Source organism: Streptomyces sp. DSM 40868, assembly GCF_011820545.1.
GTDB lineage: Bacteria > Actinomycetota > Actinomycetes > Streptomycetales > Streptomycetaceae > Streptomyces > Streptomyces eurythermus.
In genome coordinates, this window is record NZ_CP050504.1 from 7,288,634 (window position 1) to 7,313,264 (window position 24,631).

Genomic DNA, 24,631 nt, shown 5'->3' on the forward strand with positions numbered 1-24,631 from the left:
GTGCCCGGGCACGGCTCCCTCCTCAGCGTTCCAGCTCCCGGTGGGCCGTCTCCGGCAGCCGCAGGTACACCAGCGAGGACAGCAGGCAGAGCACGGCGACGTACCAGGGGAACAGCCCCGAGTGGCCCAGGTCCTTGAACAGCGTGCCGACGTACGGGGCCGTGCCGCCGAACAGCGCCACGGTCAGGGAGTACGGGAAGCCGATCCCGGCCGCGCGCACCCGGGGCGGGAACACCTCGGCGTTGACGGCCGCGCTGACGGACGTGAACCCGGTCAGCAGCACCATGCCCGCGCAACTCACCAGCAGCAGCACGGCGAAGGAGTCGCGCAGCGCGTGCAGCAGCGGCACGCACAGCACGGCGAAGCCCACCCCGAAGCCCAGCAGCAGCGGCCGGCGCCCCACCCGGTCCGACAGCATCCCGCCGAGCGGCTGGAGCAGGGCGAAGAAGGCCAGCGAGATGGTGCTCACGAGCAGCGCGTCCGACTTCGCGACGCCCGCGTTGAGTTCGGCGTACGTCGGCAGGTACGACGTCCAGGTGTAGTAGGCGATGGTGCCGCCCGCGGTGATGCCGGCGATGAGCAGGGACTGGCGCGGATGGCGGCGCAGCGCCTCGAACAGGCCGGGCCGCGGCGCCTGTCGCTGCGCGGCGCTGCGGGTCTCCGCGGCGCCGCGCCGGATCCAGAAGCCGACCAGGCTGAACGCCCCGCCGAGCCAGAACGGCACGCGCCAGCCCCAGCCGTCCATGGAGGGTTCGGAGAGCGTGTCCACGAGCAGGGTGGCGATGCCGGAGGCGACCAGCTGGCCGGCGGTCGTCGAGACGTACTGGAAGCTGGAGAACAGCCCGCGCCGGCCCGGCCCGGCCGACTCCACGAGGAAGGTGGTGGAGGCCGCGAACTCCCCGCCCACCGACAGCCCCTGGAGCAGCCGGGCGGCGACCAGCACCACCGGGGCCGCGACGCCCGCCGAGGCGTAGGTCGGGGTCAGCCCCACCAGCAGGCTGCTGCCGCCCATCAGCAGGATGGTGACGGTGAGGGCGGCCCGCCGGCCGCGCCGGTCGGCTACCGCCCCCATGAGCAGCCCGCCCACGGGCCGCATGAAGAAGCCGACCGCGAACACGGCGAACGTCGACAGCAGGGGTACCAGGGAGTTGCCGGTGCCCTTGGGGAAGACCGCGGCGGCGATGTAGGTGGCGAGGAACGTGTAGGCGTACCAGTCGTACCACTCCACGGCGTTGCCCACGGAAGCGGCAACGAGCTGTCGGGCGGACCGTCTCGTCCGCTCCGGTGCCGTCGTCTGCTTGCCTGTCATGATCGCGTCTCTCCCCGGCCGGAGGGTTCCGCACACCTCATGTAGCGATGAGTTCACATCCGTGCCACCGCACCCTTCCCTGACGTTTGCTGCTCTTGGAACACTCGCTCCGCGCACATTCCGTCAGCCGGCGGCAACCGTGCACGTCAGGACGAGAGGACCCTCACTCATGCCCGAAGTCAACCGGCGGCGCTTCCTCCAGCTCGCGGGCGCCTCCACGGCGTTCACGGCGCTGGCCGGCAGCATCCAGCGCGCGGCGGCCCTGCCCGCCCGCTACCGCACCGGATCGCTGGACGACGTGGAGCACATCGTCGTCCTGATGCAGGAGAACCGTTCCTTCGATCACTACTTCGGCTCCCTGCGCGGAGTACGCGGCTTCGGCGACCCCCGCCCGGTCACCCGGAAGGGCCGGTCCGTCTGGAAGCAGTCCGACGGCACCAAGGACATCCTGCCCTTCCACCCCGACGCCGACGACCTCGGCCTGGCCTTCATCCAGGACCTCCCGCACGGCTGGAACGACGGCCACACCGCGTTCAACGGCGGCAAGTACGACAAGTGGGTGCCCGCCAAGTCCGCGACGACCATGGCGTACCTGACGCGCGACGACATCCCCTTCCACTACGCGCTCGCGGACGCCTTCACCGTCTGCGACGCCTACCACTGCTCGTTCATCGGCTCCACCGACCCCAACCGCTACTACATGTGGACGGGTTACACAGGCAACGACGGCAAGGGCGGCGGCCCGGTCCTCGGCAACGAGGAGAAGGGCTACGGCTGGACGACGTACCCCGAGCGCCTGGAGCGGGCCGGCGTCTCCTGGAAGATCTACCAGGACGTCGGCGACGGACTGGACGCGAGCGGCTCATGGGGCTGGATCAACGACGCCTACCGCGGCAACTACGGCGACAACTCGCTGCTCTACTTCAACCAGTACCGCACCGCCCAGCCCGGCAGCCCGCTCTACGACAAGGCCCGCACCGGCACCGACGCCCGCAAGGGGGAGGGCTTCTTCGACCGGCTGAAGGCGGACGTCAAGGCGGGCACGCTGCCCCAGGTCTCCTGGATCGTCGCCCCCGAGGCGTTCACCGAACACCCCAACTGGCCGGCGAACTACGGTGCCTGGTACATCTCCCAGGTCCTGGACGCGCTCACCGCCGACCCCGACGTGTGGGGCAGGACCGCGCTGTTCCTCACCTACGACGAGAACGACGGCTTCTTCGACCACGTCATCCCGCCCTACCCGCCGGCCTCCACCGCCCAGGGCAAGTCCACGGCCGACCCCGCGCCCGACGTGTTCAAGGGCGACAGCGGCCATGTCGCCGGCCCCTACGGGCTCGGCCAGCGGGTGCCGATGCTGGTCGTCTCCCCGTGGAGCAAGGGCGGTTACGTCTGCTCCGAGACCTTCGACCACACCTCGATCATCCGGTTCATCGAGCGCCGCTTCGGCGTCGAGGAGCCCAACATCTCGCCCTGGCGCCGTGCCATATGCGGCGATCTGACGAGCGCCTTCGACTTCTCCCGCCAGGACACCACGCCGGTGGCGCTGCCCTCCACGGCCGGTTACCGGCCGCCGGACCGCGAACGGCACCCGGACTACGTGCCGAAGCCCCCCGCCCAGGGCTCGCTGCCCCGGCAGGAGCCCGGCAGCCGGCCCACCCGCCCGCTGAAGTACGCCCCCGTGGTGGACGGTTCGGCGGACACGGCGGCCGGCAAGTACACGCTCACCTTCGCCTCCGGAGCGGGTGCCGGCGCGGCCTTCCTGGTGACGTCCGACAGCCGCACCGACGGCCCCTGGACGTACACCACCGAGGCGGGCAGGACGTTGTCGGACACCTGGAACTCGGTGTACTCCGGCGGCGACTACGACCTCACGGTGCACGGGCCCAACGGCTTCCTGCGGGTCTTCAAGGGCCGCAACAAGGTGGCCGGCCCCGAGGTCACCGCCCGGCACACGGGCGACGACATCGAGCTGGCCTTCACCAACAAGGGCTCCGGCACCGCGCGGCTGAAGGTCACCGACGGTTACGGCGGCAGCCCGCTCACGGTGACGGTGCGACCCGGCGCCACCGTGCGGCAGACGGTGAGCCTCGCGGCGAGCAAGCGCTGGTACGACCTGACCGTGACCTCGGACGCCGACCCGGGCTTCCTGCGCGGCTTCGCCGGTCATGTGGAGAACGGACAGCCCGGCGTGAGCGATCCGGCGATCGCCACGGGGTGAACGACCGATGAACACCGCTCCGTGCGGACTGGTCAGGTACCGGTCACATCAGGGTAGTGTGCCCCGGTGACCACGCAATCGAACACCCCTGCCGGCTGGTACCCGGATCCGCACGGAGCGCAGAACACGCTGCGTTACTGGGACGGCACGCAGTGGACCGACCACACCAACCCGGCCCAGCAGGCCGCCGGGCAGGTTCCGCCGCAGCAGGCCCCGGCCCAGCAGGCCGCCTTCCCGCAGCAGCAGGCTGCCGCCGCCGACCCCAAGGTCCAGCGCCAGGTGCAGAAGCAGGCCGGTGTCTCGGCCGGCGGCGCCGGCGGCGGCACCCTCTTCACCGAGCCCGTCCTGGTCGTGAACCAGAAGGCCAAGCTCATCGAGCTGACCAACGAGTACAAGGTCATGGACCAGAGCGGCCGGGAGCTCGGCTCGGTCACCCAGGTCGGACAGGGCGTCCTGCGCAAGATCCTGCGCTTCGTCTCCAGCCTGGACCAGTTCCTGACCCACAAGCTGGAGATCCGCGACGCCCACGGCCAGCCGCAGCTGCTGCTGACCCGGCCCGCGAAGATCTTCAAGTCCCGGGTGATCGTGACCCGTCCGGACGGCTCCCCGGTGGGCGAGATCGTCCAGAAGAACATGATCGGCAAGATCAACTTCGCGATGATGGCGAACGGCCAGCAGGTCGGCGCGATCAAGGCGGAGAACTGGCGGGCCTGGAACTTCGCGATCGTCGACCACGCGGACAACGAGGTCGCCCGCATCACCAAGACGTGGGAGGGCCTGGCCAAGACGCTCTTCACGACCGCGGACAACTACGTCCTGCAGATCCACTACCAGCTGCCCGAACCCTTGCTGAGCCTGGTGGTGGCCACGGCGCTGACCGTGGACACCGCGCTCAAGCAGGACGCCCGCGGCTGGGGCTGAGCCGAAGCGGACGCACGGAACGGCGGCGGCCGGTGCCCGGGGGACTCCCCGCGCACCGGCCGCCGCCGTATGACGCCTCACAGGGCCGTGAGATGCCCCGGCTGCTCCGGCTGCCGGGGCAGGCGCGCCGGCCCCTCGGCACCCGTGCCCGTGTCCGGCCCGGGCCGGCGTGGGACGAGGGCCGGTTCGGCGGTGGCCGTGCCCGGCTCCAGGGCCAGTACGGCCGCCACCGGATGGTCCTCGTCCGCCGTCGGCCCGCCCGGATCCGGGGCGGGGGCCGCCCGGGTGAGCAGCAGCACACCCCAGCCGGCCAGCCCCGCGCCGGCCACCGCCAGCAGCACCCCGCCGGCCCCGCCCCGCAGTCCCTGCCCCAGCAGGCTGAGGCCGATCACCGCGGCGGCGACCGGATTGGCCAGGGTGACGACGGCGAGCGGCGCGCCCAGCCCGCCGCGGTAGGCGGTCTGGGACAGCAGCAGCCCGCCCACGGCGAACGCGGCGACGAGTACGGCACCCACGATCACCTCGGTGTCCAGCACCGGACCCGAGCGGTCCGTGGCCGCCACGGTCACCGTCTGGGTGAGCGCGGAGGCCACCCCGGAGGCGAAGCCGGACGCGGTCGCGTGCCGCAGGCCCGGGCGCGCGCCGGGCCAGGAGAGCAGTCCGATCGCGGCGGCCGTCGCCCCCGCGACCACCAGCGCCGCCGGCAGCGACAGCACCCGCGAGGGCGCCGGACCGGACGCGGCGACCAGCAGCGCGGCCAGCCCCAGCAGGGTGAGCGCCGTACCGCGCCACTCCACCGCGCTGACCCGCCGCCCGGCCGCCCGCGCGCCCAGCGGCACGGCCGCGACCAGGGTGAGCGCGCCGAGTGGCTGTACCACGGTCAGCGGGCCGTACTTCAGGGCGACGACGTGCAGCAGCGCGGCGCCGGCGTTCAGCCCGACCGCCGACCACCAGGCGCCGGTGCCCAGCAGCCGCAGCAGCCCGGTGCCGGTGCCGCGGGCGGCCAGGCGCTCCTGGGCGACGGCGGCCAGCGCGTAGGCGACGGCCGACACCAGCGACAGGCCGAGGGCGGCCAGGGCGGCGGCGCTCATCGGACCGCTCCCGCCGGCACGGGCTCCCGGGCGACCGGCACACCGGTGCCGCGTCCCGCCGTGGTGGCGGTGCGCCGGGGCGGGTGGATGGCGGCGAGGGCGAGGCCGAGCATGGCGGTGGCCACGAGCGCGTCGAGCCAGTAGTGGTTCGCCGTGCCCACGATCACCAGCAGGGTGATCAGCGGGTGCAGCAGCCACAGCCAGCGCAGGCGGGACTTGGTCGCGGCGATCAGGCCGATGGCCAGCATCAGCGCCCAGCCGAAGTGCAGCGAGGGCATCGCCGCGAACTGGTTGGACAGGTGGTCGCTGGACGGCGGGCCGTACACGGAGGGCCCGTAGACCCGGCCGGTGTCCACCAGCCCCGTGCCGGTCAGCATCCGCGGCGGGGCCAGCGGGAAGGTGAACGGCAGCACCAGGGCGGCCGTGGTGACGACCGCGAGGACCCGGCGGGCCCAGACGTAGTGCGCGGGCCGGCGCACGTACAGCCAGACCAGGAAGGCGAGCGTGGCCGGGAAGTGGACGGTCGCGTAGTAGGTGTTCGCCAGATGGACGAGGGTGTCGCCGTGCAGCAGCGCGGACTGCACGGCGTTCTCGTGGGGGAGACGCACGGCCCGCTCCAGGTCCCACACGCGGCGGGCGTTGCGGAACGCGTCCCCGGTGTGGCCGGTGGCCAGCTGGCGGCCGAGTTTGTAGACCAGGAAGAGCCCGGCTACCAGCAGGAACTCACGTATCAGAGGCGGGCGTGCCGGGGTGGCCGGTGCCGTTTCCGCCTCCGCAGGCTCGGTTCGGGCATTCATCCCCCGGCCCCTTCACTGACGGTGGTGCGTGCGGTGGTGCGTTCGTCCCGGTCGGTCACCGGGACCTTCATCGATACGTTGCCGTACCGATACGCCAGTGTACCGATACGGTGGAGTACCGGTACACTTGCGTATCGATTGATGTGCGCCACACTGGACGCAGTACGAGCGAGGGGAAGCACCGCATGACGTCGCAGGCCGCGGAGGGACCGGAGACGGTCGTCGCCTCGCGCCGCTCCAAGATCACGCCGGAGCGTGAGCGGGAGTTCTTCGACGCCGTGCTGGAACAGATCCGCGAGTGCGGCTACGACTCCGTCACCATGGAGGGCATCGCCGCCAGCACCCGGTGCAGCAAGTCCACGCTCTACCGGCAGTGGAAGACCAAGCCGCAGTTCGTCGCCGCCGCCCTGCGGGCCAGCCGCCGGGTGCGGTTCGCCGGCATCGACACCGGGTCGCTCGCCGAGGACCTGCGCCAGGCCGCCCGGGCCGCGGGCGACTGGTCGGGCAAGGACACCCGGCTGCTCCAGGCGCTGGGGCACGCGGTGACGTCGGACCAGGAACTGGCCCAGGCGCTGCGCGAGGCGCTGGTCCACCCGGAGATCGCCGCGCTGGAGGAGATGCTCGCCCGGGGCGTCGCCCGGGGCGAGGTCCGGGCGGACCACCCCGCGCTGGAGTACATCCCCGCCATGATGTTCGGCGTCCTGCGTGTACGACCCGTGCTGAACGGGCAGTACGCCGACGCCGACTATCTGGTCCGGTTCGTGGAGGCCGCGGTGCTGCCCGCGCTCGGACTGGCATAGACGCGGGGCGCCGTTCACGGGATGACTGAACGGCGGCCTGCCCGCGCCGCACCGTGGGGACGGGGGCGGCGCGCACCCCCCGGCCGGGTGGGATTCCTCTTGAGCGGAGGGGAATCCCACCCGGCCGACTCATGTCCCCGCAAGCCCCGGGCGCCGACGGGCTCCCGCGCGCGCCGAACACGGCAGTGACCGCGGCTCCTGGACCGTCGTTGGCGGCATGTCACTCGTGTGGCTTGATCGAAGGAGAGCACGCCCCATGGCCGCCATCTGCCCGAACTGCCACCTGCCGGAGATGATCGCGTACGTGGTCAACGACGACGGACTGCACCCCTTTCCGTGCCTGGAGTGCAACACCGGGACCGTCCGCTGCACCCCGTACGGGCACCTCTCCGGGGCGGCCCCGTGCGGCACCGACGGCTGCCAGGGGTCCGTACGGGACGACTACCAGTACGACCCCAAGGGACGCCTCTCCCGCCTGGACCGCGTCCGGTGCCGGCTGTGCGCGACCGACAGGACGGCGGCGCTCCCCGCCGGGAGCGCGCCGGAACGCGCCGTGCCCGGCCCCCGGCTGCCGGGGAGCGCGATCCGGTCCCGTCCGCACGGATGACCGGGGCGGCATCCGCGACTACACGGCCTGTCCGTTGCCCGTGCCGGCCGACGAGACCTTGACGCCCTTCAGGATCTCGTCCATGACCGACAGCTTCTGGCCGACGTCCAGACCGAAGCGGATCACGACGATCCGCTCGGGGGCGTCGGGGGAGGGGAAGGCGACGGACTCGACGTAGCCGTCGGCGCCCTTGCTGGTGACCGCCTTCCAGCGGACCAGGTACCCCTTCTGCCCGGCCACCGTCACCGCCTCGGAGGCCAGCTCCTCGTGCGAGGTGATGCCGCCGTAGGTGGTGCCGCCGTAGGACTCCTTGGCGTTGGCCGCGATGTCCGCCTTGGCGACCTCCTCGGCGGTGTCCCCCTTGACGCGCAGCACCATCGCCGGAGCCGAGTAGGCGCCGCCCGCCGTGCAGGTCTGCGTCGTGTCGCCGGGGCACTTGTAGGTGTCCTCGGAGGTCACCTGCGCACCGGCGCTCAGCGTCTGCCCGGTCCAGCCCTCGGGCACCGGCAGGCTTATCCCGTTGACCGGGTCCGGCACCGTGCCGCCCCCCTCGATCTCCGGCGCACCCGACGGACCCGTGGACGGCGAGTCCCCACCGGAACCACCCGACCCGCCGGGTCCATCCGATCCGCCGGATCCACCGGACCCGCCGGGGCCTCCCGGGCCGCCCTGCGGGCCCCGGCCGCCGTCCCCGCCGGACGGCCCCTGCGCCGACCCCGCGCGGTCGCCCCCGCCGTCGTCCTTGGTCAGGGCGTACACACCGACCCCGATGCTCGCCAGTACCGCGGCCGTCACCGCGACGGCTATCCCGGTGCGCAGCCCGCGCCGGGACCGGGCCGGCGGCTGGGCCGGATACGCGGGGTACCCCGGGTACCCGGCGTACCCCCCGGGAGCCTGGGCGCCCGGCTGCGCCGCCTGCGGTGCGGGGGGACCCCACGGGGCGGCCGTGCCCGCCGGGCGGGTCCGGTCCGTCCAGGCCGTACCGTCCCACCAGCGCTCGGTGGGCGGGGCGTCGTTCGTCTGCCCGGGGTCGGGGTACCACCCGGGAGGAGTCACCTGCGTCATGCCCCCACCGTATGAGGTGTCGGTGAAAGTGTGATGAGAGGATCCGCCGCCGTGCGGGCGGACCGGCAGAACCCGCCCCGCGAAACCCGCGTGCCGGTGGCCGCCCCCTTGGACCCGCGGCCCGTCCCGGGCCGACGCCCGCGTCGGGGAGCTGCTGGACGGCCGCCCCGCGGACCCCGGCCCGGCCCGGCCCGCCTGCACGACCGGCCGGCCCGGGGCCGGAGTCACCCACGCGTACCGTCTTTCACCCGGCCGGGCAGCACCTGCCCCGACCGCCCCCGCGGGCCACGCCGGACGGCTACGCTCGGTGCCTGCATGCCGTGCGGGCGACCTGGGGAGGGAACGGGATGACGGACGGACGGCCCACGGCGGCCGGCTCGGCACCCCTGTGGGAGCGGGACGCCGAACTCGCCACCGTCGCGGCGGCGCTCGACGCCCTGTGCGCCGGCCGGAACGCCCCGGGCGCCCTGCTGGTCTTCCGTGGCAAGGCCGGACTCGGCAAGACCGCGCTGCTGGCCGAGACCCGCCGCATGGCCGAACGCCGCGGCTGCTCCGTCTGGTCCGCCCGCGGCGCCGAGACCCTCAGATCCGTCCCGTTCCACGTCCTGCGCCAACTGCTCCAGCCCGCACTGCTGTCCCTCCCGCCCGAAGACATCCGCGACCACCTCGGCGACTGGCACGACATCGCCGGCCCCGCCCTCGGCATAACGGAACCGCCCGGCGACAACGCCGACCCGCACTACGTCCGCGACGGACTCGTCTCCGCCGTACGCCGGATCGCCCGCCGCACCTGGCCGCTCGTCCTGCTGCTCGACGACGCCCACTGGGCCGACCCGGAAACCCTGCGCTGGCTCGCCGCGTTCGCCGAACGCCTGGACGACGTCCCGGTACTCGTCGTGGTCGCCCGCAGGCCCGACCGGGCCGGCGGGGTCGGCGCCCGCCACCTCGACGCGGTCGCCGCCGCCGCGGGCCGCCCCGTCAACGACCTGAGCGCCCTCACCCCGGGCGCCACCGCCGGACTCACCCGCGCCACCCTCGGCCGGCACGCCGACGACGCGTTCTGCCGCGAGGTCTGGGCGGTCACCGACGGCAACCCCTACGAGACCGTCGAACTCCTCGCCAAGGTGCACGACAGCGAACTCGAGCCGGTCGAGTCGCACGCCGGGGAGCTGCGTGCCCTCAACCGCGCGGCCCGCGGCGGCGGACTGGTCGACCGGCTCAAGGGCCTCGGCCTGGAGGCCACCCGGTTCGCCTGGGCCGCCGCCATTCTCGGCACCGGCATCACCGTCGACATGGTCGCCCGCCTCGCCACCATGGACGACGACCTCGCCCGCGCTTGCGCCGACGTGCTGTGCGCCGCCCGCATCCTCACCCGCACCGGACCGGCCACGGGCACCGAGGCCGACACCGGCGAGCTGGAGTTCGTCCACCCGCTCATCGCCACCGACGTCTACCAGTCCATCCCTTCCGGGGTGTGCACCGCCATGCACGGCGTCGCCGCGCAGCTCGTCAACGAACTGGGCCGGGGCGCCGCCGAGGCCGCCCGGCACCTGCTGAAGGTGCACCCTGACGAAGACGAGGAATTGGTCGAGTAGTTGCGTCAGGCGGCCCGCGAACACCTCGCCGTCGGCGCCCCGGACGCCGCCCGCCGCTGCCTGGAACGCGCGCTGCGGGAACCGCCCCTGCCCGAGGTGCACGCGCATGTGCTGTACGAACTGGGCTGCGCCACCCTGCTGACCAACCCCGCCGTCTCCATCGACCAGTTGCGCAGCGCGCTCGGCATGCCCGGCCTGGACGGCGACGACCGCGTCGACGCCGTCGTCCGCCTCTCCCAGGCGCTGCTCCACAACGACCAGCTGGAGGAAGCCGTCCGCACCGTCGAGGCCGAGGCCGCCCGGCACGCGGCCGGCCCGGTACGACTGCGGCTGCAGGCGTTCCAGTTCATGTGGGAGGGCATCCACGGCGAGACCGTCGCCCCGGCCCGCTCCCGGCGCCTCGCCGAACTCGCGAGCACCTGCACCGGCCGTGACAACGCCGAACGCGCCCTGCTGATCCTGCGCGCCTTCGACGCCATGACCCACGGCGAGAGCGCCGACGCGGTCGTCGACCTGTGCGACCGCGCCCTCGTCAACGGCCGCCTCGCGCCCGGCCTCGGCTGGACCGACCCCGAGTGGGGCATGGAACTGCTGATGATGCTCGGCAGCGCGTACGCCTACGCCGACCGGCTCGACCGCGCCGAAAGCCTGTTCTCCGAGGCCCGGCGCGTCTACACCTCGGCCGGCTGGCGCGGCGTCCACCTCTCCCTGGCCAACGCCTTCCTCGGACTCGCCTACCGCAGACAGGGCCGGTTGCCCGACGCCGAGGCCACCCTGCGCGAAGCCGTACGGCTCGCCGAACGCGTCGGCCGCCGCCTGCCGTTGTACTGGTCGGCCACCTGCGGACTGGTCGACACCCTGCTCGCCCGCGGCCGGGTGGAGGAAGCCTGGTCGGTCGCCGAACAGTACGGCTTCGCACCGCCGTACCCGTCCACCATCGTGCTGCCCGACATCCGCTCCGTGCGCGGCCGGCTGCTGCTCGCCGTCGGCCGCACCGCCGAAGGCATCGGCGAACTGGAGGCCGCCGAGAAGACCGCCGCCTCCCGAGGCGGCCACAACCCGGTGCTCGCGCCCTGGTCCGTCGACCTCGCCCGGGCCCTCGCCGGGACGGACCCGGCCCGCGCCGCCCAACTCGCCGCCGACGCCCGAAAACAGGCCGAGCGGTTCGGCACGGACACCGCCATCGGCGAGGCCCTGCGCTGCGCCGCCGCGCTGGAGACCGGCCAGCGCGCGGTACGGCTCGCCGCCCGCGCCGTCGCCTACCTGGAGGCCTCGCCCTGCCAGTACGAACACGCGGCCGCCCGCGTCGAGTACGGCATCGCCGCCGGCTCGGCCGCCGAGCTCGCCCGGGGCCTGGAACTCGCCCGCCTCTGCGGCGCGGACGGCCTGGCGGACCGGGCCCGGAAGGCCCTGGCCGGCGCGCGGGGCCCGCGCTGAAGCGATCGAGGCTTGTCACACCGGGTCATTCGGCAGGCTTTCTGTCATCGGTGCCGAAGGGCCGGAGTTCCCGGGCACTCCAGCGGTGCCGTGCGCGGGGCTGATCCCTTCCACGGCGAGGCGGAAGAGGCGGCCGGCCTGGGTGTCGGGGTTCTCGTGATGCTCGGTGGCCAGGGCGATGCCGACAGCGAGGGTCAGCAGGTCGTGGAAGGTGACATGCGGTGCGACCGCCTTGTCGCGAATGGCTCGCTGGAGCAGGGGATCTCCGGCCGCCTCGATTCTTTTGCCACAGGAGTGCGGGGAGGGTTCTTCGGTGGGGGGTTCGTAGCTGAGGACGTTGGCGAATCCGCGGGCCGAGACGGCATAGGCGACGAGAGCGCGGAGCCACTCCAAGAGGGCGGTGCGGCTGTCCTCGGCCGTACTCAGCCGATGGGCGTGCGCGCACAGAACGTCGATGCGCTCCTGGAAGACGGCTTCGAGAAGGGCCCGACGGGTGGGGAAGTGGCGGCGCACGGTCGCCGATCCGACGCCCGCGGTCCGGGCGATCCGCTCCTGGGACGCGTCGGCGCCGTGCGCGGCGACCTCGGCTTCGGCGGCAGCGAGGATGAGCCGGTAATTGCGCCGGGCGTCTGAGCGTTGGCCGGTCATGATCTCCCCATTGCTAAACGGCGGGCCCCGCCATATCGTAGCGGCAGACAAAACGGCGGCCCCCGCCGTTTTCCTTCTCCGGTTCGTGAGGAGCAGCGGCCATGCCCGTCGACACCGATACCGTCCTGGTCACCGGAGCCACCGGACGGCAGGGCGGGGCCACGGCTCGCGCACTCCTGGCCGCCGGGGTACCCGTACGCGCACTCGTACGCGATCCGAGGTCGAAGCCCGCACGGGCGATCGAGGCGCTGGGCGCCGAACTGGTGCGAGCGGACCTTTCCGACCGGGCCACCCTCGGCCCGGCGGTCGAAGGGGTCCGCGCCGTGTTCTCCGTGCAGATGCCGCCGATGACCGAGACCGGTGTGGACTTCGTGGGCGAGCTGACCCAGGCCACCAACCTGGTGGATGCCGCGAAGGCCGAGGGAGTGCGGCAGTTCGTGCAGTCCTCGACCAGCGGAGTCGGTGAGCACACCCAGGTCCCCGGCTGGACCGAAGGCCGCTGGGCGGCGATGGCCGACTACTTCCACACCAAGCAGGCGATCATGGAGGCGGTACGCGACGCGGGCTTCGCCCGCTGGACGGTGATCAAGCCCGCCTTCTTCATGGAGAACCTGCCCCTGCTGGCACCCCGGGGGCCCCGCGGCGGCCTGCTGACGGTACTGAAACCGGATACCGAACTGGCCCTGGTGGCCGTGCGGGACATCGGCACCGCCGCGGCGCACGCCCTCCACGACCCCGACCGGTTCCACCAGGTGGAACTGGAACTGGCCGGCGACCTGCGCACGATGGAACAGATCACGCAGACCTTGTCCGCCGCCTGGGGCGTGCCCGTGACCGCCCCTTCCATGAGCCTGGAAGAGGCCCTCGACGCGGGCATGCCGAAGTGGGGAGCCGGACACGAGTGGAACAACATGGTCCTCCAACCCGCCCGGCCCGAATTCGCCCAGGAACTGGGCATCCCGATCACCACCTTCGCCGAATGGGCGGACGAGCAACTGACACCCGTGTCCGGCCATGGGCATCCGGCGTGACCAGGGGCGACCACGATGCGCCGATGGGTGCTCCAGGAACACGTCTGGACCAAGGTCTTGGACGAGTCCGGGTTCACCGGCATCGGCGTCGACACGTTGCCGTCGCCCACCGACGCGCCGCGCAGCGCGGCCACGTTGCTCATCAGGGCGGTCCGACGGGCCTGAACGAGCCGCGCGCCACGGTACCGCCGCTGACCGCCGGCCTCCTGGCAGTACGACCGGCAGGGGCACCTTCCTCGCCGGTCAGCCCGGGTCCTCCTCGGCGAGGACTCGCTGGGCCGTCGCGAACGCCGAGTTGGCGGCCGGTACGCCGCAGTACACGGCGGTCTGCAACAGCACCGCGCCGATCTCCTCCGGTGTCAGCCCGTTGCGCCGGGCCGCCCGGACGTGCATCGCCAGCTCCTCGTAGTGGCCGTGCGCGACCAGCGCGGTCAGCGTGATCATGCTGCGCTCGCGGCGCGACAGCGTCGGGTCGGTCCAGATCTCGCCCCAGGCGTAGCGGGAGATGAAGTCCTGGAAGCGGGCGGTGAACGGGGTCTGCCGGGCCTGCGCACGGTCCACATGGGCATCGCCCAGCACCGCGCGGCGCACCGCCAGCCCGCTCGCCGGCGGCCCGTCGAGCTGGGTGCGCAGCGCCGCCAGCACCGCCCGGGGGACCTGCGCCGGGGCCAGATGAGAAGCCCCGGGCAGCTCCACCAGCGCCGCCCCCGGCACCGCGTCCGCGATCTCCCGCAGATGCGCGGGAGGGGTCGCGGGATCCTCCCGCCCGGCCACGCACAGCGTCGGTACGGTGATCCCGGCGAGCCGGTCGCGCAGGTCGAACGCGGCGAGCGCGTCGCAGCAGGCGGCATACGCCTCCGGGTCGGCCGTACGGTGGTCCCGGACCAGTTCCGGCACGCTGAACCCGGGCGTGAACCAGCGCGCGTCGGCGCTCTCGGCCAGCCACTGCAGTCCCTCGCGACGCACCCGCTCCGCCCGCTCCCGCCAGGGCGCCGCACCGCCGAAGCGGGCCGAGGAGCACAGCACCGCCAGCGAGGTCAGCCGCTCGGGGTGGTGGACGGCCAGGTGCAGGCCGACCGCGCCGCCCAGGGACACGCCCGCGTAGGCGAACCGGTCGACGCCGAGCGCGTCGGCGAGCGCCAGCACCAGCGCGGCCAGGTCGCCGACGGTCGCGCCCGGCCCGATCAGGTCCGCCGCCGAACCGCCGTGCCCCGGCAGGTCCCAGCGGATCACCCGGTGGCTCGCGGACAGTTCGGGCGCCACCCGGTCCCACAGGGCGAGCGAGGTGCCGAGCGAGGGCCCGAGCAGCAGCGGCGGCGCGGAAGCGGGGCCTTCCGCACGGTAATGGAGGAGGGTCACGGTCAACGTCGCTCCAGAGCACGGTCGGTGAGGGTCCCGGCGAAACCGGTGTATCTGGCCGGGTCGGTCGCCCCGGCCAGGTCGATGCCCGCCAACTCCTCCTGCTCTTCCAGGAGTTCACGCAGCGGGCGGTTCTCGTCGTGGGCGCGGCGGGCCAGTTCGGTCAGCAGCTCCTTGGCCCGTGCCCGCCCGAGGACGGGCGCGAGGACGGCGGTCAGCCGCTCGGAGACGATCAGCCCCCGGGTACGGCCGAGATCGCCGCGCATCGCGTCCGGGTGCACCCGCAGCCCCTCGGCCAGCTCCGCCGCCTGTCCGGCCGCGCCGCCCACCAGCCGGAGCAGATCGCGCAGCGGCTCCCACTCGGCGTGCCAGGCGCCGGCCGGCCGCTCGTCCTCGGCGGCCAGGCAGCCGTACAGCGTCGCCGCGAGCTGGGGAGCCTGCCGGGCGGCGGACGCCAGGAGCGTGGCGCGCACCGGGTTCGCCTTGTGCGGCATGGCGGACGAGCCACCCCCGCCGCCCTCGCTCACCTCGCCGATCTCGGTGCGCGACAACGTCAGCACGTCCACGGCGAGCTTGCCCAGCGCGCCCGCCGTGAAGGCCAGGCACCCGGCCAGGTCCGCGATCGGCGTACGCAGCGTGTGCCAGGGCAACTCGGGTGCGGCCAGCCCGACTTCACGGGCGTACGCCTCCGTCAGTACGGCCGGGTCCGGGGCGCCGTACGCCCGGAACGCCGCCAGGGTGCCGGCGGCCCCGCCGAGCTGGGCCGGCAGCGAGTCGCGTACCCGGGTGAGACGGTCGCGCGCGTCCAGGACCAGCGCACGCCAGCCGGCCGCCTTCAGCCCGAACGTGGTCGGTACGGCGTGCTGGGTGAGCGTCCGGCCCGGCAGCACGGTGTCCCGGTGCCCGGCCGCGAGACGGGCCAGCGCCCGCTCGGCGCGCCCGAGATCGGCCAGGACCGGGCCGAGGGCGCGCACGGCGACCAGCATCGTCGCCGTGTCCATGATGTCCTGGCTGGTGGCACCCCGGTGGACATAGGGGCCGTACTCGGCGCCGACCGCCGCGGTCAGGTCGGCGGCCAGCGGGATCACCGGATTGCCGCCGCCGGCGGCGCGGGCGGCCAGGGAACGCAGGTCGAACCGGGCCGGGTCGGCCGCCTCGGTCACCGCCGCCGCGGCCTCGGGCGGGGCGAGCCCCAGCGCGGCCTGCGCCCGGGTCAGCGCGGCCTCGGCGTCGAGCAGCGCCCGCAGATACGCGGGATCGCCGGTCTCGGACACGGCGGCCGCCGCCCCCCGCCCGGGGGCCAGCAGACCGGTGTCGGCGCAGGAAGGGAACTCGGGTGTCACTGGAACTCCAGGAAGACCGTCTCGCCTTCACCCTGAAGGCGGATGTCGAAACGGTAGGTGCCGTTCCCCTCGTCACCCGCGATCAGCGTGTCCCGCCGGTCGCCCACCCGGGTGAGCAGCGGGTCGGCGGCCAGGGCGGCGTCGTCACCCGGCAGATAGATACGAGTGAACAGGTGCACGAGCAGCCCGCGCGCGAAGACACAGACACTGAGGTAAGGCGCGCTCCCCCCGCGCGCGCCGGGGCGCAGCGTACGCACGTACCAGTGCCCGTTCGCATCCGTCTGGATCCGTCCCCAGCCGGTGAACTCCACGCCGTTGCGGCCCAGGAAGCCGCCCGTGGCCGGGTCCCGCCGCAGCGAGCCGTCCGCCCGCGCCACCGTGCCGTCGGGCCGCGGGCCCCACACCTCGAGCAGCGCGTCGGGCAGCGGATCGCCCGCGCCGTCGAGGACGTGACCGTGCACGGTGACGGTGTCCGGATGACCGAGCGGGGCGATCTCCTCGCCGCCGCGGAACGGCAGCGCGTACCCGTAGAACGGGCCGACCGTGTGGGACGGCGTGGGCAGCACCTGCTCCGGGCTGCCCGGGTCGATGAGCGTCATGGCGGTCAGCGTCCTTCTTCGATCCAGGTGGCGGCCGGGCCGTCCAGCACGATGTCCCAGCGGTAGCCCAGGGAGAACTCGGGCACCGACAGCCCGTGGTCGTAGGTGGCGACCAGCCGCTGCCGGGCCGCGTCGTCCGTCACCGACTGCAGGATCGGGTCGTAGGGGAACAGCGGGTCGTTCGGGAAGTACATCTGGGTCACCAGCCGCTGGGTGAACGCCGTCCCGAACACCGAGAAGTGGATGTGGGCCGGACGCCAGGCGTTCACGTGGTTGCGCCAGGGGTAGGGGCCCGGCTGGATGGTGGTGAAGTGATAGCGGCCCTCGGCGTCGGTGAGGGTACGGCCGACCCCCGTGAAGTTCGGGTCCAGCGGCGCGTCGTGCTGCTCGCGCCGATGGGCGTACCGCCCGGCCGAGTTGGCCTGCCAGATCTCGATCAGCTGACCGCGCACCGGGCGCCCGTCGCGGTCCAGCAGCCGCCCGGAGACCGTGATGCGCTCGCCGACGGGCTCCCCGGTGTGCTGCCGGGTGAGGTCGTTGTCGATCTCGGTGATGTCCCGCTCCCCGAAGGCGGGGGAGCGCAACTCCACCAGCTCCGGGTCCTGGCGCGTGTCGATCGCCACCAGGGGCTGCTTCGGATGGCGCAGCACGGAGGAGCGGTACGGCGCGTAGTCGCGGCGCGGATGGTGCTCGACGGGCGCGCCGTCGGCGACGCGCTTGGCGTAGGCGACGCGCGCCGCGGCCATCTCCTGGTCGATGTCCTGCTGGGTGAGAGTCATGGTGCTACCTGACGCTTCCTTATCGTTCGAGGACGAGGGCGAGGCCCTGGCCCACGCCGATGCAGAGGGTGGCCACGCCGGTGCCGGAGCCGCGGCGGGCGAGCTGGTGGGCGACGGTCCCGGCGAGCCGGGCCCCGGAGGCGCCGAGCGGGTGGCCGAGCGCGATGGCGCCGCCCTGCGGATTGAGGACCGCCGGGTCGAACTCCGGCCATTCGGCGAGGCAGCCCAGCACCTGGGCGGCGAACGCCTCGTTCAGCTCCAGCACCGACAGATCGCCGAAGCCCCTGCCTGCCTTGGCGAGGGCCCGCTGGACGGCCTCCACGGGCGCCAGCCCGAAGAACTGGGGATCGGTCGCCGACAGGCCGGTCGCGCTGATCCGGGCCAGCGGCTCCCGGCCGGTGGCCCGCAGCCCCTCCTCGTCGGCGAGGAGCAGGGCCGCCGCGCCGTCGTTGAGGGGAGAGGCGTTGCCCGCGGTGACCGTGCCGCCCTCGGCGCGGAAGGCGGGCCTCAGCTTCGCCATGGCGGCGAGCGAGGCGTCCGGCCGTACGCATTCGTCGGCGGTGAAGTCAACCGGCTCGCCCTTGCGCCGCGGCACCGGGACGGACACCAACTCGGCGTCGAACAGGCCCTGTTCCCGCGCGGCGACGGCCTTGCGGTGGGAAGCCAGCGCGAACTCGTCCTGCCGCTCGCGGCTGATGCCGTGCTTGTCGGCGATGAGCTCGGCGCTCTCACCGAGCGGGATGGTCCACTGCGGGTCCATCCGAGGGTTGACCATGCGCCAGCCGAGCGTGGTCGAGTACAGCTCGGTGTGGGCGGCCGGGAACGGGCTGTCCGGCTTCGGCAGGACGTACGGCGCCCGGGTCATGGACTCCACCCCGCCGGCCACGGCGAGGGACGCGTCCCCCAGGGCGATGGCCCGGGCCGCCTGGATCACCGCCTCCAGGCCGGAGGCGCACAGCCGGTTCACGGTCACGCCGGGCACGGAGGTGGGCAGCCCGGCGAGCAGGGCGGCCATGCGGGCGACGTCACGGTTCTCCTCGCCGGCGCCGTTGGCGTTGCCGAGGTAGACGTCGTCGATCCGGGCGGGATCCAGCTCCGGGGTGCGGGCGAGCAGCGCGCGGAGGGTGTGGGCGGCGAGGTCGTCGGGACGGACGGTGGCCAGGGCGCCGTTGTACCGGCCGAAAGGGGTGCGGACGGCGTCGACTATGTAAACGGGTTTCGGGGTGTGAGCGGTGTTCACAGGGTGCGCGCCTTTGCAGCAGGAGTCACGGTGTCGAGGCCGGCGGAGGCGTGAGCGGTGGGAACCGTGTGAGCTCCGTTCACAGCAGATTCTCCGCAACGCTCAGTTCCGCGTCCGTCCTGGCGATGACCTCGTCCACGCTCACACCCGGCGCGGTCTCCGTCAGCGTCAGACCTTCCGCGGTGACGTCCAGCACCGCCAGATCCGTGATGACTCGGTTCACACACCCTTTGCCGGTCAACGGCAGCGTGCACTCCTTGAGGATCTTCGCCGAGCCGTCCTTCGCGGTGTGCGTCATCACCACGATCACCTGCCGGGCACCGTGCACCAGGTCCATCGCGCCCCCGATCCCGGTGACCAGCTTCCCGGGCACCGCCCAGTTGGCCAGGTCGCCCCGGGCGGACACCTGCATCGCGCCGAGCACGGCCACGTCGATGTGCCCGCCGCGGATCATCGCGAAGGACAGCGCCGAGTCGAAGAAGGAGGCGCCCGGCAGCACCGTCACGGTCTCCTTGCCGGCGTTGATCAGATCGGGGTCGACCTGGTCCTCCGTGGGGTAGGGACCGGTGCCCAGAATGCCGTTCTCCGACTCCAGTACCACCTCGACCCCCTCGGGGAGATGGTTCGGGATCAGCGTGGGCAGCCCGATCCCCAGGTTCACGTACTGGCCGTCCCGCAGTTCACGGGCCGCGCGGGCGGCCATCTCCTCGCGTGTCCAGGCCATCAGCCGCTCACCGTCCGGAACTCGATCCGCTTGTCCGCCGCCTGCTCCGGGGTGAGCGGCACCACCCGCTGCACGAAGACGCCCGGCACGTGCACCTCGTCCGGATCGATCGCGCCGGGCTCGACCAGCTCCTCCACCTCGGCGATCGTGACCCGGCCGGCCATCGCGGCCAGCGGGTTGAAGTTCCGCGCCGACCTGCGGAACACCAGGTTTCCGTGCCGGTCCCCGCGCGCGGCCCTGACCAGCGCGAAGTCGGTGCGGATGCCCCGCTCCAGCACGTACTCCACGCCGTCGAACTCCCGCACCTCCTTCGGCGGCGAGGCCAGCGCGACCCCGCCCGAGCCGTCGTAGCGCCAGGGCAGTCCGCCCTCGGCGACCTGGGTGCCGACGCCGGCCGGGGTGTAGAAGGCGGGGATGCCGGCGCCGCCCGCGCGCAGCCGTTCGGCCAGCGTGCCCTGCGGGATCAGCTCCAGCTCCAGCTCGCCGGCCAGGTACTGGCGCGCGAACTCCTTGTTGCCGCCGATGTACGAGCCGGTCACCCGGGTGATCCGGCCCGCGGCCAGCAGCACCGCCAGCCCGGACTCCATCGCCCCGCAGTTGTTCGACACCACCTTCAGGCCGCCGACCCCGCGCTCGTACAGCGCCTGGATCAGCACGTTGGGCACGCCGCTGAGCCCGAACCCGCCGACGGCGAGGGACGCGCCGTCCGGCACATCGGCCACCGCCTCGCCGGCGGTGGCCACCACCTTGTCCATGCGTGAAGCTCCGTCTCTCCGGCCCCGAATAGTCAGGGCACTGAGTAATTCGTGAGGTGGCGCTCACGCTGCCACCGGAGACGAAGGTCGTCAAGACCTGGATTTTTCCGCGCCCACAGAACAAGACAGCCGGTTTGGCGGCCGGTATCGTTCAGTGCACCAACGAATCGATCAGGGGAGCGCACATGGCCGCGGTGGATCTCACCACCCATCCCGGACACCTCGCCCGGCGGCTCCAGCAGGCGCACTACCTGCTGTGGAACACGATGGTCTCGGAGGAGATCACCTCGCCGCAGTTCGCGGTCATGAACGCGCTCGTCGCCGAGCCCGGACTCGACCAGCGGACCGTGGGGGAGCGGGTGGGCCTGGACCGCTCCACCATCGCCGAGGTGATCAGCCGGCTCGACCGCCGCGGGTTGCTGCACAAGGTGCGCGACCCGCGCGACGGCCGGCGTTTCCTGCTCCGCCTCACCGAGGAGGGCGCACGCACCCACCGCAAGCTGTCCGTCCGCACCGCCCGGATGAACCAGGTCTTCCTCGCCCCGCTGTCCGCCGAGGAGCAGAGCGTGTTCTTCGACCTGATCCGCCGGGTCGCCGACGCGGCCGAGAGCCTGCGCAACCCGGCCGAGAGCCCGCGGGAGCCGGCCGAGCCGCTGGCCGCCCAAGGCTGACCGGTCCCACGGCCACCGCCCCGCCGTGGGCTTCGTCCGTACAAGATGCCAGGTGCCCCGCGCCGGATGCCGGGTGCCGTGCGCCCTGCCCCGGACGCCGGTGTCCCGAGCCGGAGGCCGGCCGCCGCCGGGTTCGGCCCCGGTACGCACGGGTACCCGGCCGCCACCGCACAAGGACGAGGCCGAACGTGACCTAGGGAGTGCGACCCATGAAGGCAGTCACCTGGCAGGGCAAGCGGGACGTCCGGGTCGAGGACGTGCCCGACCCGCGGATCGAGGAACCCACGGACGCCGTCATCCGCGTGACGTCCACCGGACTGTGCGGCTCCGACCTGCATCTGTACGAGGTGCTCACCCCGTTCATGACGCCCGGCGACATCCTCGGTCACGAACCCATGGGCATCGTGGAGGAGGTCGGCCCGGAGGTGCCGGACCTGCGCCCCGGCGACAGGGTGGTGGTGCCCTTCCAGATCGCCTGCGGGCACTGCTTCATGTGCGACACGGGCCTGCCCACCCAGTGCGAGACCACCCAGGTCACCGGCGAGGGCATGGGCGCGGCCCTGTTCGGCTACACCCGCCTGTACGGTGCCGTGCCCGGCGGCCAGGCCGAGTATCTACGGGTCCCGCAGGCGCAGTTCGGCCCGATCAAGGTTCCCGAGGGACCGCCGGACGACCGGTTCGTCTACCTCTCCGACGTGCTGCCCACCGCCTGGCAGGCCGTCGAGTACGCCGCCGTCCCGCCCGGCGGAACCCTCGCCGTCCTCGGCCTCGGCCCGATCGGCGACATGGCCTGCCGGATCGCCAGGGCCCGCGGCGCGGAACGCGTCTTCGGCGTGGACCTGGTGCCCGAGCGACTGGCCCGGGCGCAGCGGCGCGGGGTCGAGACCTACGACATCAGGGCTTTCGACGACGAGAAGGCGCTGGTCCACGCGATCCGTGAGGTGACCGGCGGCCGCGGCCCGGACGCCGTGATCGACGCGGTGGGCACCGAGGCGCACGGCAGCGCCGCCGCCAAGCTGGCCCAGACGGCGACCGCGATGATGCCCCGCAAACTGAGCGGTCCGCTCGCCGAACGCTTCAGCATCGACCGGCTCGGCGCCCTGTACATGGCGATCGACCTGGTCCGCCGCGGCGGCACGATCTCGCTGAGCGGTGTCTACGGCGGCATGGCGGACCCGATGCCGATGCTCACCCTCTTCGACAAGCAGATCCAGCTCCGTATGGGCCAGGCCAACGTCCGCCGCTGGACCGACCGGATCATCCCCTACCTCACGGACGAGGACCCGCTCGGCGTGGACGACTTCGCCACGCACCGGCTGCCGCTGGCGGAGGCACCGCACGCCTACGAGATGTTCCAGCGCAAGCAGGACGGCGCCGTCAAGGTCCTCATGCAGCCGTAGCGCGCCGGTCGCGGACGCTCAGCCGGGATCCCGTGAGCCCTTCTCGCCGAGCACCTCCGCCAGGTCGTACCGCACCGGCTCCTCCAGCTGGGCGTACGTGCAGCTGTCCGGTGCACGGTCCGGGCGCCAGCGGCGGAAGCGGGCGGTGTGCCGGAAACGCTGACCGTTCTCCATGTGGTCGTAGGCCACCTCGGCCACCCGCTCCGGCCGCAGCGGCACCCAGGACAGGTCCTTCTTCCCGGACCAGCGGCTCGGCGCGCCCGGCAGCCGGGCCGTCTCGTGCGCGGCCTCGTCCGTCCAGGCGGCCCACGGATGCCCCGAGACGTCGTCCATCCGCAGCGGCTGAAGCTCCTCGACCAGTTCGGCGCGCTTCCTCATGGAGAACGCGGCCGACACGCCGACGTGCTGGAGCCGGCCCCGCTCGTCGTAAAGGCCCAGCAGCAGCGAGCCCACCACCGGGCCGCTCTTGTGGAGGCGGTACCCGGCGACGACGACGTCCGCCGTCCGTTCGTGCTTGACCTTGAACATGGCCCGCTCGTCCTGGAGATAGCGCAGGTCGGGCGGTTTGGCCACGACCCCGTCCAGCCCGGCGCCCTCGAACTGCTCGAACCAGTGCCGGGCCACCTCGATGTCGGTCGTCGAGGGCGCCAGATGCACCGGCGGGGTGGCGTCCGCCAGGGCCCGGTCCAGCAGGGCGCGGCGGTCGGTCAGCCCCACGTCGAGCAAGGCGTGGTCGTCCAGGGCCAGCAGGTCGAAGGCGACGAAGGAGGCCGGGTTCTTCTCGGCCAGCATCCGCACCCGGGAGGCGGCCGGGTGGATGCGCTCGGTCAGCGCGTCGAAGTCCAGCCGCCCGCCGCGCGCGATCACGATCTCCCCGTCCAGCACGCACCGCTCGGGCACCCGCTCCTTCAGCGCCTCGACCAGCTCGGGAAAGTACCTGGTCAGTGGCTTGCCGGTGCGGCTGCCCAGCTCGACCTCGGCCCCGTCACGGAACACGATCGACCGGAAGCCGTCCCACTTGGCCTCGTAGTGCATGCCCGGCGGGATCTTCGCCACCGACTTGGCGAGCATCGGCTTCACGGGCGGCATGACGGGCAGATCCATGCTCCGATTCTGCTCGCATGCATACCGCTTCGCCCGGTGTGCGAGGTGTGCGGGGTGCGCCTACGGTGGCCGCATGGGCGATGCGGTGGAACTGGAGGTCGGCGGCCGGACCGTACGGCTGTCCAGCCCGGACAAGGTGTTCTTCCCGGAGCGGGGCTTCACCAAGCTGGACCTCGCCCGGTACTACGTCTCGGTCGCCCCCGGCATCCTGCGCGCCCTGCGCGACCGCCCCACCACCCTGGAGCGCTACCCGGACGGCGTCGGCGGCGAGTGGTTCTTCCAGAAGCGGGCGCCCAAGAGCATGCCGGACTGGATCCCGACCGCCCACATCACCTTCCCCAGCGGCCGCAGCGCCGACGAGATGTGCCCCACCGAGGAGGCCGCGGTGGTGTGGGCCGCCCAGTACGGCACCCTCACCTTCCACCCCTGGCCGGTCCGCGCCACCGACGTCGACCACCCCGACGAACTCCGCATCGACCTAGACCCGCAGCCCGGCACCGACTACGACGACGCGGTCCGCGCCGCCCACGAACTGCGCGCGGTGCTGGAGGAGTTCGGCGGACTGCGCGGCTGGCCCAAGACTTCCGGCGGCCGGGGCCTGCACGTCTTCGTTCCCATCGAACCCCGCTGGACCTTCACCCAGGTGCGCCGCGCGGCGATCGCGGTCGGCCGGGAGATGGAACGCCGGATGCCCGAGCACGTCACCATCAAGTGGTGGAAGGAGGAGCGCGGGCGCCGCATCTTCCTCGACTACAACCAGACGGCACGGGACCGCACCATCGCTTCCGCCTATTCGGTGCGCCCCCGCCCGCACGCCCCCGTCTCCGCGCCCCTGCGCTGGGAGGAGGTCGGCGTCGCCCACCCCCGCGACTTCGACCTCGCCACCATGCCCGCCCGGTTCGCCGAACTCGGCGACGTGCACGCCGACATGGACGACCACGCCTACTCCCTGGACACGCTGCTGGAACTGGCCCGGCGGGACGAACACGACCACGGCCTGGGCGACCTGCCGTACCCGCCGGAGTACCCGAAGATGCCCGGCGAGCCCACCCGCGTCCAGCCGAGCCGGGCCCGCCGCACCTCCTCGGACTGAGGCCCTGCCGGGAGCGGTCGCCGCACTGCCTGCCGGGCCGGACGG

22 protein-coding genes and 1 pseudogene are annotated in these 24,631 nt (G+C 73.0%); 10 read left to right on the forward strand and 13 right to left on the reverse strand.

Annotation, left to right across the window (positions count from 1 at the left end; translation table 11 throughout):
* Positions 1-22 precede the first annotated feature (22 nt).
* Positions 23-1,309: an MFS transporter gene (locus tag HB370_RS33005; RefSeq protein ID WP_030788814.1), complete on the reverse strand. Its 1,287-nt coding sequence runs from the start codon at positions 1,307-1,309 to the stop codon at positions 23-25.
* Positions 1,310-1,478: 169 nt separating this feature from the next.
* On the opposite strand from HB370_RS33005, the gene HB370_RS33010 reads away from it, so the two are divergent.
* Both HB370_RS33010 and HB370_RS33015 read left to right on the forward strand, forming a co-directional pair.
* Entirely contained in the window at positions 1,479-3,527 is a 2,049-nt protein-coding gene (locus tag HB370_RS33010) for a phospholipase C, phosphocholine-specific (protein WP_030788811.1), read from the forward strand.
* 66 nt (positions 3,528-3,593) lie between these two features.
* Positions 3,594-4,448 (forward strand): phospholipid scramblase-related protein, encoded by an 855-nt coding sequence (locus tag HB370_RS33015; protein WP_030788808.1) that lies wholly within the window; start codon positions 3,594-3,596, stop codon positions 4,446-4,448.
* Positions 4,449-4,525: 77 nt separating this feature from the next.
* Here the strand turns inward: HB370_RS33015 and HB370_RS33020 are convergent, their stop codons facing one another.
* Together HB370_RS33020 and HB370_RS33025 are read right to left on the reverse strand one after the other, a co-directional pair.
* Positions 4,526-5,539, reverse strand: a complete 1,014-nt coding sequence (locus HB370_RS33020) for a hypothetical protein (RefSeq protein ID WP_030788805.1) — start codon at positions 5,537-5,539, stop codon at positions 4,526-4,528.
* Complete coding sequence (locus tag HB370_RS33025) at positions 5,536-6,336, reverse strand: phosphatase PAP2 family protein (RefSeq protein WP_030788801.1); 801 nt, start codon at positions 6,334-6,336, stop codon at positions 5,536-5,538. Before HB370_RS33025 ends, HB370_RS33020 begins: the two co-directional genes overlap by 4 nt.
* A gap of 185 nt (positions 6,337-6,521) precedes the next feature.
* Here HB370_RS33025 and HB370_RS33030 point away from each other — a divergent pair, with 185 nt between their 5' ends.
* Positions 6,522-7,136, forward strand: coding sequence for a TetR/AcrR family transcriptional regulator (locus HB370_RS33030; protein WP_030788798.1), 615 nt, complete (start codon positions 6,522-6,524; stop codon positions 7,134-7,136).
* Between the two features lie 256 nt (positions 7,137-7,392).
* Entirely contained in the window at positions 7,393-7,743 is a 351-nt protein-coding gene (locus tag HB370_RS33035) for a hypothetical protein (RefSeq protein WP_051816034.1), read from the forward strand.
* A gap of 18 nt (positions 7,744-7,761) precedes the next feature.
* Here HB370_RS33035 and HB370_RS33040 read toward each other — a convergent pair whose 3' ends face one another.
* Positions 7,762-8,808 carry a DUF2510 domain-containing protein gene (locus tag HB370_RS33040; RefSeq protein ID WP_030788792.1) on the reverse strand — a complete coding sequence of 349 codons (1,047 nt, stop codon included), beginning with the start codon at positions 8,806-8,808 and terminating at the stop codon, positions 7,762-7,764.
* A gap of 347 nt (positions 8,809-9,155) precedes the next feature.
* On the opposite strand from HB370_RS33040, the pseudogene HB370_RS33045 reads away from it, so the two are divergent.
* Positions 9,156-11,840, forward strand: a pseudogene (locus tag HB370_RS33045) (AAA family ATPase).
* A 15-nt stretch (positions 11,841-11,855) separates the two neighbouring features.
* Here the strand turns inward: HB370_RS33045 and HB370_RS33050 are convergent.
* Positions 11,856-12,488 (reverse strand): TetR/AcrR family transcriptional regulator, encoded by a 633-nt coding sequence (locus HB370_RS33050; RefSeq protein WP_030788785.1) that lies wholly within the window; start codon positions 12,486-12,488, stop codon positions 11,856-11,858.
* Between the two features lie 101 nt (positions 12,489-12,589).
* Between HB370_RS33050 and HB370_RS33055 the strand changes: the two genes are divergently transcribed.
* Together HB370_RS33055 and HB370_RS33060 are read left to right on the forward strand one after the other, a co-directional pair.
* Complete coding sequence (locus HB370_RS33055; protein ID WP_030788782.1) at positions 12,590-13,519, forward strand: NmrA/HSCARG family protein; 930 nt, start codon at positions 12,590-12,592, stop codon at positions 13,517-13,519.
* A gap of 15 nt (positions 13,520-13,534) precedes the next feature.
* Positions 13,535-13,684, forward strand: coding sequence for a hypothetical protein (locus tag HB370_RS33060; protein WP_167345762.1), 150 nt, complete (start codon positions 13,535-13,537; stop codon positions 13,682-13,684).
* 78 nt (positions 13,685-13,762) lie between these two features.
* Here the strand turns inward: HB370_RS33060 and pcaD are convergent, their stop codons facing one another.
* The 7 genes from pcaD to HB370_RS33095 form a co-directional block, all read right to left on the reverse strand.
* Positions 13,763-14,884 carry a 3-oxoadipate enol-lactonase gene (pcaD, locus tag HB370_RS33065; protein ID WP_030788776.1) on the reverse strand — a complete coding sequence of 374 codons (1,122 nt, stop codon included), beginning with the start codon at positions 14,882-14,884 and terminating at the stop codon, positions 13,763-13,765.
* The gene (gene pcaB, locus HB370_RS33070) at positions 14,881-16,221 is read right to left on the reverse strand and encodes a 3-carboxy-cis,cis-muconate cycloisomerase (RefSeq protein WP_030788774.1); all 1,341 of its coding nucleotides are present in this window, start codon (positions 16,219-16,221) and stop codon (positions 14,881-14,883) included. The genes pcaD and pcaB overlap by 4 nt, the downstream gene beginning before the upstream one ends.
* A complete protein-coding gene (gene pcaG / locus HB370_RS33075) occupies positions 16,218-16,820 on the reverse strand; it encodes a protocatechuate 3,4-dioxygenase subunit alpha (protein ID WP_030788771.1) in 603 nt (200 codons plus the stop codon). Before pcaG ends, pcaB begins: the two co-directional genes overlap by 4 nt.
* A gap of 5 nt (positions 16,821-16,825) precedes the next feature.
* Complete coding sequence (pcaH, locus tag HB370_RS33080) at positions 16,826-17,599, reverse strand: protocatechuate 3,4-dioxygenase subunit beta (protein ID WP_030788769.1); 774 nt, start codon at positions 17,597-17,599, stop codon at positions 16,826-16,828.
* Between the two features lie 19 nt (positions 17,600-17,618).
* A complete protein-coding gene (locus HB370_RS33085) occupies positions 17,619-18,839 on the reverse strand; it encodes a thiolase family protein (RefSeq protein ID WP_030788767.1) in 1,221 nt (406 codons plus the stop codon).
* A 79-nt stretch (positions 18,840-18,918) separates the two neighbouring features.
* Complete coding sequence (locus HB370_RS33090; protein ID WP_030788765.1) at positions 18,919-19,563, reverse strand: CoA transferase subunit B; 645 nt, start codon at positions 19,561-19,563, stop codon at positions 18,919-18,921.
* Positions 19,563-20,318, reverse strand: coding sequence for a CoA transferase subunit A (locus HB370_RS33095; protein WP_030788761.1), 756 nt, complete (start codon positions 20,316-20,318; stop codon positions 19,563-19,565). Before HB370_RS33095 ends, HB370_RS33090 begins: the two co-directional genes overlap by 1 nt.
* 185 nt (positions 20,319-20,503) lie before the next feature.
* On the opposite strand from HB370_RS33095, the gene HB370_RS33100 reads away from it, so the two are divergent.
* Positions 20,504-20,989: a MarR family transcriptional regulator gene (locus HB370_RS33100; RefSeq protein ID WP_030788750.1), complete on the forward strand. Its 486-nt coding sequence runs from the start codon at positions 20,504-20,506 to the stop codon at positions 20,987-20,989.
* Between the two features lie 209 nt (positions 20,990-21,198).
* Positions 21,199-22,389, forward strand: coding sequence for a zinc-dependent alcohol dehydrogenase (locus HB370_RS33105; protein ID WP_030788747.1), 1,191 nt, complete (start codon positions 21,199-21,201; stop codon positions 22,387-22,389).
* A gap of 18 nt (positions 22,390-22,407) precedes the next feature.
* On the opposite strand, the gene HB370_RS33110 is transcribed toward HB370_RS33105, so the two are convergent.
* Entirely contained in the window at positions 22,408-23,493 is a 1,086-nt protein-coding gene (locus tag HB370_RS33110; RefSeq protein ID WP_030788745.1) for an ATP-dependent DNA ligase, read from the reverse strand.
* Between the two features lie 73 nt (positions 23,494-23,566).
* Here HB370_RS33110 and ligD point away from each other — a divergent pair, with 73 nt between their 5' ends.
* Positions 23,567-24,586, forward strand: coding sequence for a non-homologous end-joining DNA ligase (ligD, locus tag HB370_RS33115; protein WP_030788742.1), 1,020 nt, complete (start codon positions 23,567-23,569; stop codon positions 24,584-24,586).
* Positions 24,587-24,631 lie beyond the last annotated feature (45 nt).

Excerpts from the sequence above, each read along its gene's own strand:
- HB370_RS33005 (WP_030788814.1), bottom strand. The coding sequence starts at position 1,309 with ATGACAGGCAAGCAGACGACGGCACCGGAGCGGACGAGACGGTCCGCC.
- HB370_RS33010 (WP_030788811.1), top strand. The coding sequence starts at position 1,479 with ATGCCCGAAGTCAACCGGCGGCGCTTCCTCCAGCTCGCGGGCGCCTCC.
- HB370_RS33020 (WP_030788805.1), bottom strand. The coding sequence starts at position 5,539 with ATGAGCGCCGCCGCCCTGGCCGCCCTCGGCCTGTCGCTGGTGTCGGCC.
- HB370_RS33025 (WP_030788801.1), bottom strand. The coding sequence starts at position 6,336 with ATGAATGCCCGAACCGAGCCTGCGGAGGCGGAAACGGCACCGGCCACC.
- HB370_RS33030 (WP_030788798.1), top strand. The coding sequence starts at position 6,522 with ATGACGTCGCAGGCCGCGGAGGGACCGGAGACGGTCGTCGCCTCGCGC.
- HB370_RS33035 (WP_051816034.1), top strand. The coding sequence starts at position 7,393 with ATGGCCGCCATCTGCCCGAACTGCCACCTGCCGGAGATGATCGCGTAC.
- HB370_RS33040 (WP_030788792.1), bottom strand. The coding sequence starts at position 8,808 with ATGACGCAGGTGACTCCTCCCGGGTGGTACCCCGACCCCGGGCAGACG.
- HB370_RS33050 (WP_030788785.1), bottom strand. The coding sequence starts at position 12,488 with ATGACCGGCCAACGCTCAGACGCCCGGCGCAATTACCGGCTCATCCTC.
- HB370_RS33055 (WP_030788782.1), top strand. The coding sequence starts at position 12,590 with ATGCCCGTCGACACCGATACCGTCCTGGTCACCGGAGCCACCGGACGG.
- HB370_RS33060 (WP_167345762.1), top strand. The coding sequence starts at position 13,535 with ATGCGCCGATGGGTGCTCCAGGAACACGTCTGGACCAAGGTCTTGGAC.
- pcaG (WP_030788771.1), bottom strand. The coding sequence starts at position 16,820 with ATGACGCTCATCGACCCGGGCAGCCCGGAGCAGGTGCTGCCCACGCCG.
- pcaH (WP_030788769.1), bottom strand. The coding sequence starts at position 17,599 with ATGACTCTCACCCAGCAGGACATCGACCAGGAGATGGCCGCGGCGCGC.
- HB370_RS33090 (WP_030788765.1), bottom strand. The coding sequence starts at position 19,563 with ATGGCCTGGACACGCGAGGAGATGGCCGCCCGCGCGGCCCGTGAACTG.
- HB370_RS33095 (WP_030788761.1), bottom strand. The coding sequence starts at position 20,318 with ATGGACAAGGTGGTGGCCACCGCCGGCGAGGCGGTGGCCGATGTGCCG.
- HB370_RS33100 (WP_030788750.1), top strand. The coding sequence starts at position 20,504 with ATGGCCGCGGTGGATCTCACCACCCATCCCGGACACCTCGCCCGGCGG.
- HB370_RS33105 (WP_030788747.1), top strand. The coding sequence starts at position 21,199 with ATGAAGGCAGTCACCTGGCAGGGCAAGCGGGACGTCCGGGTCGAGGAC.
- HB370_RS33110 (WP_030788745.1), bottom strand. The coding sequence starts at position 23,493 with ATGGATCTGCCCGTCATGCCGCCCGTGAAGCCGATGCTCGCCAAGTCG.
- ligD (WP_030788742.1), top strand. The coding sequence starts at position 23,567 with ATGGGCGATGCGGTGGAACTGGAGGTCGGCGGCCGGACCGTACGGCTG.